The sequence below is a fragment of the Micromonospora sp. WMMD987 genome (assembly GCF_029581435.1).
Taxonomy (GTDB): Bacteria; Actinomycetota; Actinomycetes; order Mycobacteriales; family Micromonosporaceae; genus Micromonospora; species Micromonospora rifamycinica.
This window is the reverse complement of record NZ_CP120861.1, coordinates 4,216,316-4,229,860: the sequence shown is the minus strand read 5'-3', so window position 1 is coordinate 4,229,860 and position 13,545 is coordinate 4,216,316. Positions and strand designations below refer to the sequence as shown.

The 13,545-nt window shown below is 74.2% G+C and carries 15 protein-coding genes; 10 read left to right on the top strand and 5 right to left on the bottom strand.

Annotated elements, in window-relative coordinates; translation table 11 throughout:
* Together treY and treZ are read left to right on the top strand one after the other, a co-directional pair.
* Window positions 1-2,340 carry a malto-oligosyltrehalose synthase gene (treY, locus tag O7612_RS17890; protein ID WP_282265718.1) on the top strand — a complete coding sequence of 780 codons (2,340 nt, stop codon included), beginning with the start codon at window positions 1-3 and terminating at the stop codon, window positions 2,338-2,340.
* Window positions 2,337-4,070: a malto-oligosyltrehalose trehalohydrolase gene (treZ, locus tag O7612_RS17885; protein WP_282265717.1), complete on the top strand. Its 1,734-nt coding sequence runs from the start codon at window positions 2,337-2,339 to the stop codon at window positions 4,068-4,070. The genes treY and treZ overlap by 4 nt, the downstream gene beginning before the upstream one ends.
* 611 nt (window positions 4,071-4,681) lie before the next feature.
* On the opposite strand, the gene O7612_RS17880 is transcribed toward treZ, so the two are convergent.
* Window positions 4,682-4,918 carry a GntR family transcriptional regulator gene (locus O7612_RS17880; RefSeq protein WP_282265716.1) on the bottom strand — a complete coding sequence of 79 codons (237 nt, stop codon included), beginning with the start codon at window positions 4,916-4,918 and terminating at the stop codon, window positions 4,682-4,684.
* 125 nt (window positions 4,919-5,043) lie between these two features.
* On the opposite strand from O7612_RS17880, the gene O7612_RS17875 reads away from it, so the two are divergent.
* The 7 genes from O7612_RS17875 (at window position 5,044) to O7612_RS17845 (ending at window position 11,238) form a co-directional block, all read left to right on the top strand.
* Window positions 5,044-5,244, top strand: a complete 201-nt coding sequence (locus tag O7612_RS17875; protein WP_282265715.1) for a hypothetical protein — start codon at window positions 5,044-5,046, stop codon at window positions 5,242-5,244.
* Window positions 5,234-5,989 carry a helix-turn-helix domain-containing protein gene (locus O7612_RS17870; RefSeq protein WP_282265714.1) on the top strand — a complete coding sequence of 252 codons (756 nt, stop codon included), beginning with the start codon at window positions 5,234-5,236 and terminating at the stop codon, window positions 5,987-5,989. Before O7612_RS17875 ends, O7612_RS17870 begins: the two co-directional genes overlap by 11 nt.
* Window positions 5,949-6,419, top strand: coding sequence for a hypothetical protein (locus O7612_RS17865; protein ID WP_282265713.1), 471 nt, complete (start codon window positions 5,949-5,951; stop codon window positions 6,417-6,419). Before O7612_RS17870 ends, O7612_RS17865 begins: the two co-directional genes overlap by 41 nt.
* Window positions 6,420-6,605: 186 nt before the next feature.
* Complete coding sequence (locus tag O7612_RS17860; RefSeq protein ID WP_282265712.1) at window positions 6,606-7,538, top strand: hypothetical protein; 933 nt, start codon at window positions 6,606-6,608, stop codon at window positions 7,536-7,538.
* 54 nt (window positions 7,539-7,592) lie between these two features.
* Window positions 7,593-8,918 (top strand): histidine kinase, encoded by a 1,326-nt coding sequence (locus O7612_RS17855; protein WP_282265711.1) that lies wholly within the window; start codon window positions 7,593-7,595, stop codon window positions 8,916-8,918.
* On the top strand, window positions 8,915-9,541 hold the full coding sequence (locus tag O7612_RS17850; protein WP_282273950.1) for a response regulator transcription factor: 627 nt from the start codon (window positions 8,915-8,917) through the stop codon (window positions 9,539-9,541). Before O7612_RS17855 ends, O7612_RS17850 begins: the two co-directional genes overlap by 4 nt.
* Window positions 9,542-9,666: 125 nt before the next feature.
* On the top strand, window positions 9,667-11,238 hold the full coding sequence (locus tag O7612_RS17845) for a pentapeptide repeat-containing protein (protein ID WP_282265710.1): 1,572 nt from the start codon (window positions 9,667-9,669) through the stop codon (window positions 11,236-11,238).
* Window positions 11,239-11,341: 103 nt separating this feature from the next.
* Here the strand turns inward: O7612_RS17845 and O7612_RS17840 are convergent, their stop codons facing one another.
* Window positions 11,342-11,833, bottom strand: coding sequence for an FBP domain-containing protein (locus tag O7612_RS17840; protein WP_282265709.1), 492 nt, complete (start codon window positions 11,831-11,833; stop codon window positions 11,342-11,344).
* 65 nt (window positions 11,834-11,898) lie between these two features.
* Here O7612_RS17840 and O7612_RS17835 point away from each other — a divergent pair, with 65 nt between their 5' ends.
* Entirely contained in the window at window positions 11,899-12,453 is a 555-nt protein-coding gene (locus O7612_RS17835; protein WP_282265708.1) for a TetR-like C-terminal domain-containing protein, read from the top strand.
* A gap of 164 nt (window positions 12,454-12,617) precedes the next feature.
* Here the strand turns inward: O7612_RS17835 and O7612_RS17830 are convergent, their stop codons facing one another.
* The 3 genes from O7612_RS17830 to O7612_RS17820 are packed head-to-tail and all read right to left on the bottom strand — an operon-like array spanning window position 12,618 to window position 13,479.
* Window positions 12,618-12,782, bottom strand: a complete 165-nt coding sequence (locus O7612_RS17830) for a hypothetical protein (protein ID WP_282265707.1) — start codon at window positions 12,780-12,782, stop codon at window positions 12,618-12,620.
* On the bottom strand, window positions 12,779-13,000 hold the full coding sequence (locus tag O7612_RS17825; protein ID WP_067310947.1) for a helix-turn-helix transcriptional regulator: 222 nt from the start codon (window positions 12,998-13,000) through the stop codon (window positions 12,779-12,781). Before O7612_RS17825 ends, O7612_RS17830 begins: the two co-directional genes overlap by 4 nt.
* On the bottom strand, window positions 13,000-13,479 hold the full coding sequence (locus tag O7612_RS17820) for a DUF2975 domain-containing protein (RefSeq protein WP_067310950.1): 480 nt from the start codon (window positions 13,477-13,479) through the stop codon (window positions 13,000-13,002). The genes O7612_RS17825 and O7612_RS17820 overlap by 1 nt, the downstream gene beginning before the upstream one ends.
* Window positions 13,480-13,545 lie beyond the last annotated feature (66 nt).

The following is a 13,545-nucleotide window of genomic DNA, read 5'->3' as shown; positions in this document are numbered from 1 at the left end:
ATGCCCGCACAGCCCCGGCCCGACTCGACGACGGTCGGGTCGACGTACCGCGTCCAGGTCCGACCCGGCTTCGACCTCGACACCACCGCCGGCCTGGCCGACTGGCTGGCCGGGCTGGGGGTCACCCACCTCTACAGCGCGCCGCTGCTCACCGCCACCCCCGGCTCCGCGCACGGCTACGACGTGGTCGACCACCGCGCGGTCAACCCGGAGCTGGGCGGGGAGGCCGGCCGGCAGCGGCTGGTCCGGGCGTTGCGGGCGGCCGGGCTGGGCCTGGTCGTCGACATCGTGCCCAACCACGCCGGCATCGCCCAGCCGGCGGCCAACCCGGCCTGGTGGGACGTGCTGCGCCGGGGCCGGGCCTCGGCGTACGCCGACTGGTTCGACATCGACTGGGACCGGGGCCGGCTGCTGCTGCCGGTGCTCGCCGACAGCCCCGACGCCACCGACGACCTCAAGGTCGTCGACGGGGAGTTGCGCTACCACGAGCACCGGTTCCCGATCGCCGACGGCACCGCCGACGGCAGCCCCCGCGCGGTGCACGACCGGCAGCACTACGAGCTGGTCTCCTGGCGACGCGGCGACGCCGAGCTGACGTACCGCCGGTTCTTCGCCGTGTCCGACCTGGCCGGGCTGCGGGTGGAGGACCCGGCGGTCTTCGACGCCACCCACGCCGAGGTGCTGCGCTGGGTGGCCGCCGGTGAGGTCGACGGCATCCGGGTCGACCACCCCGACGGTCTGCGCGACCCCGCCGGCTACCTGGCCCGGTTGCGCGCCGCCGCCCCGCACGCCTGGCTGGTGGTGGAGAAGATCCTGGAGTACGGCGAGGAGCTGCCGGACTGGCCGGTGCAGGGCACCACCGGCTACGACGCGCTGGCCGCGGTCTGCGGGCTGTTCGTCGACGGGCGGGCGGAGGGCGACTTCACCGCCCTCGACGCCCGGCTCACCGGCCGGCACACCTCCTGGCAGGACCTCACCCACGCCACCAAGCTGGCGGCGGCCACCCGGCTGCTCGCCGCCGAGCTGGGCCGGCTCGCCGCCCTCGCCCCCGACCTCGACCGGGCGGCCACCCGGGCGGCGCTGGCCGAGCTGGCGGCCTGCTTCCCGGTCTACCGGGGCTACCCGCCGCACGGCGCCCGGCACCTGGCCGCCGCCCGCGCCGAGGCGGGCCGCCGCCGGCCCGACCTCACCGCCACCCTGGACGCGGTGACCGCCCTGCTGCGGCGTCCCGAGCACGAGCTGGCCGCCCGGTTCCCGCAGCTCACCGGCGCGGTGATGGCCAAGGGGGTGGAGGACACCGCCTACTACCGGTGGAGCCGGTTCGTCGCGCTGAACGAGGTCGGCGGCTCACCGGCCCACTTCGGGGTGCCGCCGGCGGAGTTCCACCGGTTCGCCGCCGCCCGGCAGGTCCGCTGGCCGACCAGCATGACCACGCTGTCCACCCACGACACCAAGCGCGGCGAGGACGTCCGGGCCCGGCTGGCCGTGCTCGCCGAGCTGCCGGACCGTTGGGCGGAGCAGGTCGAGGACTGGATGACCCGCGCACCGCTGGCCGATCCGGCCTTCGCCCACCTGCTGTGGCAGACCGCCGTGGGCGCCTGGCCGATCGACCGGGACCGCCTGCACGCCTACGTCGAGAAGGCCGCCCGGGAGGCGTCGGTGGCGACGAGTTGGGCCGACCCCGACCCGACCTTCGAACACGACCTGCACGCCCTGGTCGACCGGATTTTCGACGACCAGCGGCTGCACGACGAGATCAGCGCGTTCGCCGCCGAGCTGACCCCGGCGGGCTGGTCCAACGCGCTCGGCCAGAAGCTGGTCCAGCTCGCCATGCCGGGGGTGCCCGACACCTACCAGGGCACCGAGTTGTGGGAGAACTCGCTGGTCGACCCGGACAACCGTCGCCCGGTCGACTTCGTCGTACGCCGGGAGCTGCTGGCCCGGCTCGACGCCGGCTGGCAGCCGGCGGTGGCCGCCGACGGCGCGGCCAAGCTGCTGGTGGTCTCCCGCACGCTGCGGCTGCGCCGGGACCACCCGGAGCTGTTCGCCGGCTACCGGCCGGTGGCCGCGCACGGGCCGGCCGCCGCCCACGTGGTCGCCTTCGACCGGGGTGGCGTGATCGCGGTGGCCACCCGGCTGCCGGTGGGGCTGGCCCGTGCCGGCGGCTGGCGCGGCACCAGCCTGTCGATCCCCGGCAACAGTGTTACCGACGTGTTCACCGGACGGGTCTACAGTGGGTCTGACCTGCTCCTCCATGATCTGCTGAGCAGCTATCCCGTCGCGCTGCTCGCGCCGACCGCCCTGCTGGCTACCGCCGATGCCGTGGAGGCTGCCGCATGACCGAGTTCACCGTGTGGGCACCGGACGTCGCCCGGGTCCGGCTGCACCTGCCCGGTGTCGCCGACCACGACATGCGGGCCGGGCCGGACGGGTGGTGGCGGGTCGAGGTGCCCGACGCCGGCCCCGGCACCGACTACGCGTTCCTGCTCGACGACGACGACACCCCGCTGCCCGACCCGCGTACGGCCTGGCAGCCGGCCGGGGTGCACGGGCCGAGCCGCCGCTACGACCACGCCGCCTTCGACTGGACCGACCAGGGCTGGACCGGCCGTCCGTTGCCGGGCAGCATCCTGTACGAGCTGCATGTCGGCACGTTCACCCCGGAGGGCACCTTCGACGCGGCGATCGGCCGGCTCGACCACCTGGTCGACCTCGGCGTCGACCTGATCGAGCTGCTCCCGGTGAACGCCTTCAACGGTGAACACAACTGGGGGTACGACGGGGTCTGCTGGTATGCCCCGCACCAGCCCTACGGTGGGCCGGACGGGCTGAAGCGCCTGGTAGACGCCGCCCACGCCAGGGGACTGGGGGTGATCCTCGACGTCGTCTACAACCATTTCGGGCCCTCCGGGGCCTACGCGCCGAGGTTCGCGCCCTACCTGAGCGAGCAGGACAACCCCTGGGGTCGCACGGTGAATCTGGACGGCCCGCACTCCGACGGGGTGCGCCGCTACATCATCGACTCGGTGCTGATGTGGCTGCGCGACTACCACGTCGACGGCCTGCGGCTGGACGCCGTGCACGCGATGCCCGACTCCCGGGCGGTGCACGTCCTGGAGCAGATGGCGGTCGAGGTGGAGGCGCTCGCCACCCACCTGGGCCGGCCGCTGTCGTTGATCGCCGAGTCCGACCTCAACGACCCCCGGCTGATCACCCGCCGGGAGGCCGGCGGCTACGGCCTGCACGCGCAGTGGAACGACGACGCCCACCACGCCCTGCACACCCTGCTGACCGGGGAGCGGCAGGGCTACTACGGCGACTTCGGCTCGCTGGAGTGCCTGACCGACGTGTTGACCGGGGCGTTCTTCCACGCAGGCACCTGGTCCAGCTTCCGCAACCGCAGCCACGGCCGCCCGGTGGACCGGCACGCCACCCCCGGGCACCGCTTCGTGGCGTACCTGCAGAATCACGACCAGATCGGCAACCGGGCCACCGGCGACCGGATCTCCGCCGGCCTGTCGCCCGCGCTGCTGCGGGTCGGGGCGATGCTGCTGCTGACCGCGCCGTTCACCCCGATGCTGTTCATGGGGGAGGAGTGGGCGGCCAGCACGCCGTGGCAGTTCTTCACCAGCCACCCCGAGCCGGAGCTGGCGGCGGCGGTCGCCACCGGCCGGCGGCGCGAGTTCGCCGCGCACGGCTGGCCGCCGGGTGAGGTGCCGGACCCGCAGGACCCGCAGACCTTCCTGCGCTCCCGGCTCGACTGGGCCGAGCTGGACAAACCCGAACACCGCGAAATGTACGACTTCTACCGGCGACTGATCGCGCTGCGCAAGAGCCGGCCCGACCTGTCCGACCCCCGCCTGCACCAGGTGGAGGTCCGCCACGGCGACGAGTTCCTGGTGGTACGCCGGGGTGGGTGCCTGGTGGTGGCGAACCTCGCCGGGCGCCGTCAGCGGATCACCCTGCCCGGGGTGGCCCGCCGGGTGCTGCTGACCACCGCCGAGGGCGTCACCGTGACGCGCGACCGGGTGGAGCTGCCGGCGGAGACGGCGGCGATCGTCGCCCTCTGAGCGGGGCGGCGTCTCGCGGCCCGACCCCGTGGGCGCGGTTCCGTGGGCTCGGCCCCGTGCCGGGCGCGCGTGGTGCCCCTCGACCTGATCCCGGCTCGCCTGCTCCCCGCTTGCCTCACTCCGGGCATGCCGGCGCGATCCCGGCGGCCGGCAACACTCCACCCCGGGTGCTCTGGGCCTGGCTGTGGCGGCGTTGGTCGTCGCGGGGGTGCTGCGTCGTCGGCGGGGTGCCTCGCGGTGCCGGTGCCCGGTGCCCGGTGCCTCATGCCGGGTGGCTACCGGCCGGCTCTTGGTGTCTGGGTGCCTGGACCGGCTCCGCGGTGGGTCGCTGCCGGTTGCGGCGGCGTCGGGGACCACGGCGGTGCCTGTCCCGCGACCGGCCGTCACGCTGAGTAACGGGCGCGCACCGTGATGAGGGCGGCAGGTGCATACCTGGCTGGCGCCACTGGCAGGAGAAGGGGCGGGCGCGGCTGAAGCAGGTTGCGCGTTGTGCCTTATGCCTCGCCGGCATAATTATGCCTGGGTGTCATAAGCCCGAGTGTGCACATGCACCTCCCGGGCTCGCCCTCGGTGTGCGCGCAGGCACCGGCAGCACCGTATCGGCGGGCCACTCAGGAGCCTTCGGGCAACTTCCCGGTCACGTATGTGCCCTTGCCCTGCCGTCCCTGAAGCTCCCCGGTGATCTGGAGATACTCGATCGCCCGGCGCACCGTGCCGATGGAGCAGTCGTACTGCTGGGCGAGTTCAGGCAGCGAGGGGAGCTTGTCCCCCTCCTTCAACTGTCCCGAGGCGATCGACTTCCGGATGTCATTAATGACCAGCCGGAAGGTTGGGACGTAGCCACTCATGAAATCTAGTAGATCAGTTGGCGTAGTTAGCCGTGTCTAGTATGTCTGTTGTTTCAACACTGCTTACACTGACTACTCTGCTAGTAGAGTTCATTCCGTCGGGCGAGCGGCGGAGGTGGGGCGTCATGTCGAAACGCAAGTGGTACCAGCGTCGGGTGGATTCGGGTGGGGAAGACGCCAGCCGGGCGGATCGCGGCGAGCAGATCGATGCGGCCGAGCGGGAGGCGGCCCGTCGTCGACTGCTCGCGCAGGCCGAGGCGGAGCGGATACCCGTGGCGGACACGACCCGCGCCGTGCCGGATCGGCGGTGGCGGCGTGGACGGTGACGACCTTCCGGTCGGGCGGCGGGTGGCGCGCTGGCGGGTGCGCCGCCGGATGAGCCAACAGGTCTTCGCCGACCGGCTCGGCAAGTCGAAGAGTTGGGTGGACAAGGTCGAACGCGGGGTCCGCACGCTGGACCGGTACTCGGTGATCCAGGAGATCGCCGAGGTGCTGCGGGTCGATCCGGCGCTGCTGCTCGGCACCCGGCTGCCGTCGTGGGGTCGACTCGCTGAGCTGGACGGGGTGGACGGGCTGCGGGCCGCCCTCGCCCGCTACGACCATCCGGCGGCCGTGGTGCCGTCGGCGACGCTGGAGCGGCACGTCGCCCACGCCTGGCTGACCTACCAGCACGGGCACTACGCGCAGGTGGTGCGGGCGCTGCCGGGGCTGCTCGACGCCACCCGCGTCCGGCACGCGACAGCACCGGAGGGAGCGGTGGAACCGCTGGTGCAGGCGTACCGGATCACCTCGGCGGTGCTGGTGAAACTCGGTGAGGCCGACCTCGGGTGGTTGGCCGCCGACCGGGCGGTCGCCGTGGCCGGCGACGACCCGGCGCTGGCGGGGACAGCGGCGGTGGCGGTGGGGCAGGCGTTACGTGCGCTGGGCCGTGGGCGGTTGGCGCTCGCGGTGACGGTGACGGCCGCGCGCCCGGGTCGCCCCCAGGCCGGTACGCGACGCCCCGGCCGCACGGCAGGCGCTGTGCGGGACGTTGCTGCTCCAGGCCGCCCTGGCCGCCGCCGAGCACGGTGACCCCCGTCGGGCCGACGAGTTGATCGACCTGGCTGCCGGTATCGCCACCCGGGTCGGGGCCGGCGACGATCCGTACCACTGTGGTTTCGGGCCGGTCGCCGTCGAGCTGGCCCGGGTGGTGGCGGCGATCGAGGCGGGCGACGCCGACGAGGCGGTCCACCGGCACGAACAGGTGGTCCGTCGGGAAAGCTGGCGGCTCCTACCGGCCGAGTACCGCGCCGCCTACCTGGTCGACGCCGCGCGGGCGTACCTCCAGGTCGGCGACCTTTTCGGGGCCGGTCGGGTGCTGGTGGACGCGGACGGCATCGCGCCGGCCGAGGTACGGTGCCGTCCGGTGGCCCGGACGGTGATCGCCGAGCTGGCACGGGGACGGCCGGCGGTGGCCGGCGTCGCGCGACTGGCCATGCTGGTCGGCCTCACTACCCGGTGACCGTGGCCTTTCCCAGTGGCGGCCCGCCCGGACGGGATCCGCCGGACGAGACTGACCGTCGCCGATGCCGTCGGTCGGGTGGCGGCCCGCCTCCACCCTGGGGAGGAGGCGGTCTCCGACCGGGGGCCGCGACCGGGGCTCCCGGTCGGACGCGGTGGGGCCGCCGGCCGACGAACGTCTACAGGCATGACTGACGTGACGTCCCGGGCGGCCCGACGGCACCGCCCCCTGGTTCTGCTCACCGCCGCGATGGCGGTGCTCGCCGTGGTCACCGCCGTCGGCGTACTCGCCGATCCACGGGTGCTCACCGGCGTGCCGATCTGGCTCAAGCCGTTCAAGTTCTCGGTGTCGTTCGTGCTCTACGCGGCCACCCTCGCCTGGATGCTGACCCGACTGCCCCGTCGCAGCCGGGTCGGGGAGTGGGCGGCCAGCGTGGTGGTGGCCACCGCCCTGATCGAGATGGTGGTGATCGTCGGGCAGGTACTGCGCGGCACGACCAGCCACTACAACCAGACCAGCCCGCTCAACGCCGCGCTCTGGCAGGTGATGGGTGCGGCCGTGATGGTGCTGTTCGTCGCGCACGTCGTCGTCGCGGTCACCCTGCTGGTACGGCGGGCCGGGGACCGGGCCACCCGGTGGGCGATGGGGTTCGGGCTCGGCGTGTCCGCACTGGGCATGCTGGTGGCGGTGCCGATGACGCAGTCCGGCCAGGCACCGGCCGACGCCGAGGGGATCACCGGGGCGCACAGCGTCGGGGTGCCCGACGGCGGGCCGGGGCTGCCGATCCTCGGCTGGAGCACCACCGGGGGCGACCTGCGGATCGGGCACTTCGTCGGGCTGCACGCCATGCAGGCGCTGCCGATCCTGGCCTTCCTGCTGCACCGCTACCTGGGCCGGTGGCTCGACGAGCGGGACCGGGTCCGACTGCTGGCCGTCGCGGGCACCGGGTACGGCGTACTCACGCTGCTGTTGACCTGGCAGGCGTTGCGCGGGCAGCCGCTGCTGCGACCGGACCTGACCACGCTGGCCGCGCTGGCCGCCCTGGTGGCCGCGACCGCGCTCGCCGCGACGGCGGTGGTGGCGCTGCGGCGTCGCCCGGAACCGGCGCTGGCCGGGTGAGCGCCACCCACCCGGCAGGTCCCGCGCCGGCCCCCGTTCCGTAGGCTGATCGGCGTGGCCTGGCTGGGACGGCTGTTCGACACGCGGGACACCCTGGTCCGGATGGTCCTGCTCGACCTCAGTGGCCTGTGCTACCTCCTCTTCGGCAGCAAGACCGGTCAGCCGCCGACGGGCCGGCAGTGGGCGCTCGCGGCGGTCGCCTTCGCCGTCGCGCTGCTGGCCCACCGCCGGCCGCTGGTCAACCTGACGGCGCAGACGGCGCTCCTGGTCGCCGCGATCGTCGTCCTCGACGACACCACGATCAACCAGGTCGGGGCGAGCTGGGCGCTGCTCGAGCTGACCATGCGGTCCCGGCGTCCCCGGACCGGCTGGTGGGCGGCCGCGGGGTTGACCGTGGTCGCGGCGTTCGACCCGTCCGGGCACACCGGCCGGGGGGTCGCCGGCACGGTCTTCGGGCTGCTGGTGGACGTCGGCCTGCCGCTGCTGATCGGCACCGTCGTGCGGACCAACCGGGAACTCGGCCGGCAGGCCGACGAACGGGCCCGGGCCGAGCAGTTGCACCGCGAGTCCGAGGGGCGGGCGGCGCGTGCCGACGAACGTAGCGCCATCGCCCGGGAGCTGCACGACGTGGTGGCCCACCACGTGGCCTCGATGGTGCTGCGTGTCGGCGTCGCCCGGCACGTCCTCACCGACCTCGACCCCCGGGTGGGTGCCGTCTTCGACGACGTGCACGCCACCGGGACGGCGGCGCTGGCGGACCTGCGCGGACTGGTCGCGGTGCTGCGGGATCCCGACGTGGCGCACGGGGACGCGACGTCGACCGCGATCGAGCCGTCGGCGCTGCCGGCCGCGCTCGGGGCGGCGGTCGACCGGGCACGGCAGGCCGGGGTGACGGTGGAGGCGGACGTCGCCCCGGCGGTGGGCACCCTCGACGCGGTACGCGGGCTGGCGGTGCTGCGACTGACCCAGGAGGCGCTGACCAACGTGGTGAAGCACGCCGGAACGTCCGCGCGGGCGCGGCTGACCGTGTCGGTGATCGACGACGCCGTCCACTGGGAGGTGGCCGACGACGGGCGGGGCTGGGCACCGGCGGCGGTGCCGCCTGGCGGTGGGCACGGCCTCACCGGCATGCGGGAACGCGTCGAGGTGCTCGGCGGCCGGCTGGAGGCCGGTCCCGCCGGCACCGGGTGGCGGGTCCGGACGGTGCTGCCCGCCGTGGCGTCGACCGATGCCGGCCCGTCCCCGACCGCCCCACCTGCCGACGGTCCGACGACCCCGCCGCCGGGGTCGGGCGGTCCGACGCCCGCACCGCTCGGGGGTGACGGTCCGACGTCCCCGCCGCCCGGCTCGGGCGGTCCGTACCGGGCGTGGCGGTCGTGATCCGGGTGCTGCTGGTCGACGACCAGCATCTCATCCGCGCGGGGCTGCGCATGCTCTGTGACGCGCAGCCCGACATCGAGGTGGTCGGGGAGGCCGACAACGGCCGCGACGCGGTCACCCTGGCCGCCCGGCTCGTCCCCGACGTGGTGGTGATGGATCTGCGGATGCCCGGTGTCGACGGGATCACCGCGACCGGCCGCATCCTCGCCGACCGGCCCGGCATCCGGGTGCTGGTGCTGACCACGTTCGGCGACGACGACCACCTCTATCCCGCGCTCACCGCCGGGGCCTGCGGCTTCCTGCTCAAGGACGCCCCGCCCGGCGACCTGGTCGACGGGGTACGCCGGGCCGCCGCCGGGGGCAGCCCGTTCAGCGAGGAGGTGTTGCAGCGGCTGGTCCGGCGGGCGGTGCACGCCCGCGTCGAGCCGCCCCGGCCGGTGTCCGGGCTGACCGCCCGGGAACAGGACGTGCTCGACCTGGTGGCCGAGGGGCTGTCGAACACCGAGATCGCCGACCGGCTGCACATCGGCGTGACCACCGTGAAGACCCACATCACCAGCCTGATGACCAAGACGGAAAGCCCGAACCGGGTCCGTCTGGCGCTGTTCGCCCGGGGCGGCTGACCCTCGATCACCGACCGGACGGGTGTCGCCCGCGCGCACCACCGGGGGTGGCCGACCGCGACACCCCGCCCGACTATCCTGCCCCGACGTCGGGGCGTTCCCGGCGGGGCACGGTGGGAGGTCGGGTGACGGTCGGGGAGTCGGCATCGGTGGCGTACCAGAGCGCTGTCCGGGCGGTGGCGCAGGAGACGGGCGTGGGCCGGATCGCCGCCCTGCGCGGCCTCGGCGAGCTGGTGGCCAGGCGTCCCGGGCTACGGGCACCGGCGGTCGCGGCGCTCGCCGACCACCTGCGGACACCGGTGGAGGCCGACGGGTGGGACGTCGACGCCCGGCGCGAGGCGGGCCGGGTGCTGGCCGCGCTGCTGCGCCCCGCAGCGGTGGCGGGAACGCCGACCGGGCCCGTCGATCCGACCGCCGAACCGGAGCCGCCCGCCGTCGACCTCGACCTGCGGGCGGCCACCCTGGTGGACCTCGACCTCTCCCATGTGGTGCTGGGCACGGTCCGGTGCGCCGACGCCCGGTTCCTCGGGGCCACCTCGTTCGCCGACGCCCGGTTCACCGGTGTTGCCGACTTCGCCCGTACCGTCTGGCCCGGCCCGGCCCGGTTCACCCGCGCCCGGTTCCTCGACCATGCCGCTTTCGGTCGGGCACGGTTCCGCTCCGACGCCGATTTCACCGGTGCGCGGTTCGCCGCGTTCGCCTGGTTCGGCCGGGGTGAGGACGAGCTGTGGGAGGACGACCCGGCCTGGGAGACCATCGAGGAGACCTCGCCGGCCCCCTGGGGCGAGCCGAACGAGGACGACCCGCACTGGCCGGTCGCCGTGCTGATGGGTGACTACCAGGAGTGGAGCGAGGGCGGCGACGGCGCCCGGTTCGTCGGGCCGGTGTCGTTCCGGCAGGCCCGGTTCGCCGGCCCGGCCTGGTTCTTCAAGGCGCGGTTCGCCGCCGCCGCGCCGTTCCACCAGGCCCGGTTCGCCGGTCCGGTCCACCTCGACCAGCCCACCGTGGACCTTACCGGCGCGACCTGGGCCGGTACCACCGCCGACGAGCCGGTGCGCTGGCCGCTCGGCTGGACGCCGGCACCGGCCGGGCCGGACGGGGTGGAACTGGTGCCCGACGCCGCCGTCGGTCCGTACGCGGGCCAGCTCGCCGACGTCGACCCGGACGTGCGCCGGGCCGGGCTGGGGACCCTCGCCGCCCTCGGCGACGCCCGGCCGGAGCTGCGGCAGCCGGTGGTGGACACGATCTGCGGCTATCTTCGGATGCCGCTGTCGTTCGGCCTGGCCGAAGCCCGCACCGACGCGCAGGCCATCGAGCTGGAGCTGCGGCGCTCCGCGCAGCGGCTGCTCGCGGCGCGGCTGCGCCCGTCGACGGACGCGTCGGGCGGGCCGCCGCACTGGCCGGGGACGGACCTCATGCTCTGTGGGGCCACCCTGGTCGACCTCGACCTCGGCGGTTGCCACGTCGGTCACGCGGATTTCACCGGCGTCCAGTTCCACGGCGGCACCGGGTTCGCGGGGAGCGTCTTCACCGCAGCGGCCTTCCGGCTCGGTGGCGACGGGCGGGCGTCGTTCCACGGTCCGGTCAGCTTCGCCGGGGCGCGGCTCGACCGCCGGCGGAGCGTGCGCGAGGTGCTCGGCGAGGTGGCGTGTCACGCCGGAGTGGTGATCGACGAGGCGGTGCCACCCCCGGAGTGAGCCCCGCCGCCCGGCCCGGTGCGTACCGGGCCGGGCGGCATATCCCGCCGACGGGCCGCCCGGTGTCGCGTGGTCCCGCCGACGCCCGCCGCCCCGGGCGGGGTCAGTCGGTCACCCGGGCGACGAACGCGGCGACGTTCGTGGTCAGCCGCTGGACCTTCTCCTCAGTGGTGAGCGACTCCTGCATCCGGGCTCCCGGCCCGGGGTCCTTGCGTCCGCGCACGTAGAGCGGGCAGGCGAGGTCGGTGCAGAGGTAGGTGCCCACCGAGTTTCCCTGCTGCCCGGCCTTGCCCGCTCTCGGCGCGACCATCAGGCTGACGCCACCGGCGGGGGAGGTCAGGCAGAGCGAACACAGGCCGCGCGGCGGCTGCCGGGTGGTGGGGGTGGGGCAGCGCAGCACCAGGGCGGTCCGCCGGCCGTCCAGCTCGGTGACCAGGTAGGCCCGGTCCGGGGCGCGGGGATCGCGCCAGCCGAGGTAGTCCAGCTCGGGCCAGGGCCGGTCGGCCAGGTCGCGGGGCACGTACAGCCGCTTGCTCTCGCCCCTGGTGCAGTTGACGAACGCGGACCGGATCTCCTGCTCGGTCAGTGGTTCCATGACGGCCACGGTAATTTGCCTAAAACCTTTAGGCAAACCCATAATGAGCTATGGTACGAGCGGGCTTGACCACCGGACGTCTCACCCGGGCCGGCGCGGAGCTGGCCGACGAGGTCGGGTTCGACCAGGTGACCCTCTCGGCGCTCGCCCGGCGCTTCGACGTGCAGGTCGCGAGCCTCTACGCGCACGTGCGGAACTCCGGCGACCTGCGGACCCGGATCGCCCTGCTCGCCCTCGACGAGCTGGCCGTCCGGGCCGCCGACGCCCTCGCCGGGCGGGCCGGCCGGGACGCGTTGGCCGCCCTCGGCGGCGTCTACCGGGACTACGCCCGGACGCATCCGGGGCGGTGGGCCGCCGCCCAGCTCAGACTCGACCCGGAGGCGGCCGCCGCCAGCGCGGGTGGCCGGCACGCCGAGCTGACCCGGGCCATCCTGCGCGGCTACCAGCTCGGCGAGCCCGACCAGACCCATGCGGTCCGGCTGCTGGGCAGCGTCTTCAACGGTTACGTCAACCTCGAACTGGGCGGCGGGTTCAGCCACAGCGCCCCGGACACCGAGCAGACCTGGACCCGGGTCCTCGACGTCCTGGACGCCCTGCTGCGGAACTGGCCCGCGCCCTGACTGCCGTCCTGGCCGCGTCCGCCGGGCCGCCATGGTCGCCGCTCGGCCCCCGGGGGCTGGGGCGTGTGCATCGCCGCCCCGCCCACCCTGGGTGTCCGCCGCCGCCCTGCCCACCGTGGGCGGGGGCGTCACCGACCCGCCCGCCGGGGCCGTCCGCGCTGGCGTCAGCGGGGGCGGCGGGCGATCCGTACGCCGATGGCGATCGCGCCGATGACCAGCAGGCCGCCCAGGAACTGGAGACCCGGGGAGTCGTCGGACTCGCCGAGCACGACGCCGGCCACCCCGGCGGCCAGGACCACGACCGCGGCGAGGGCGAGCAGATATTTCACGGTGTCGGCTCCCCGTCGTCGACGAACTCGAGCACGTCGCCGGGCTGGCAGTCGAGCACCCGGCAGATGGCCTCCAGCGTGCTGAACCGCACGGCCTTGGCGCGGCCGTTCTTCAGCACGGCCACGTTCGCCGGGGTCAGCCCGACCCGTTCGGCGAACTCGCCCACGCTCATCTTGCGTTTGGCCAGCTCGACGTCGATGCGTACGACGATGGGCATCAGATCACCGCCTCCATGTCGGTACGCAGCGCGGTGGCCTGCCGCAGCAGCGCCCGCATCACCACCATGAGCAGCCCGAGCACGGTGACGCCGACCGACAGCAGGAACAGCAGCATCGGCAGGCCGGGGTCGTCGGCGTGGAACCCGACGTAGAGGAAGACCCCCACCAGCGTCAGCCAGCCGGCGGCGATGGCCCAGACGATGGCGTCCACCCAGGCCAGCGCGGGTTCGCTGAAGATCCGGTCCTTCCTGACCAGGGTGAGCAGCCGCCAGGTCGCCACGATCACCACCTGGACGCAGAGCACCCAGAACACCGTCACGGCGGTGGCGGGCCAGCGCAGGTAGGCCTGCTCGGGTGACTCGCGTGCCAGGTGGGCGAACTGCCCGGGCAGCGACATGGTCTGGAACAGGACCAGCACCGCGAACAGGACCACGAGAAAACCTCTGAGGGCGGTGACCGCCCAACGTGCCGTCGTCATGTATCGACTATCGCTCTTAACCTATCGAAAGTCAATCGACTCGGCGACACGCAACGGTCCAGGAAG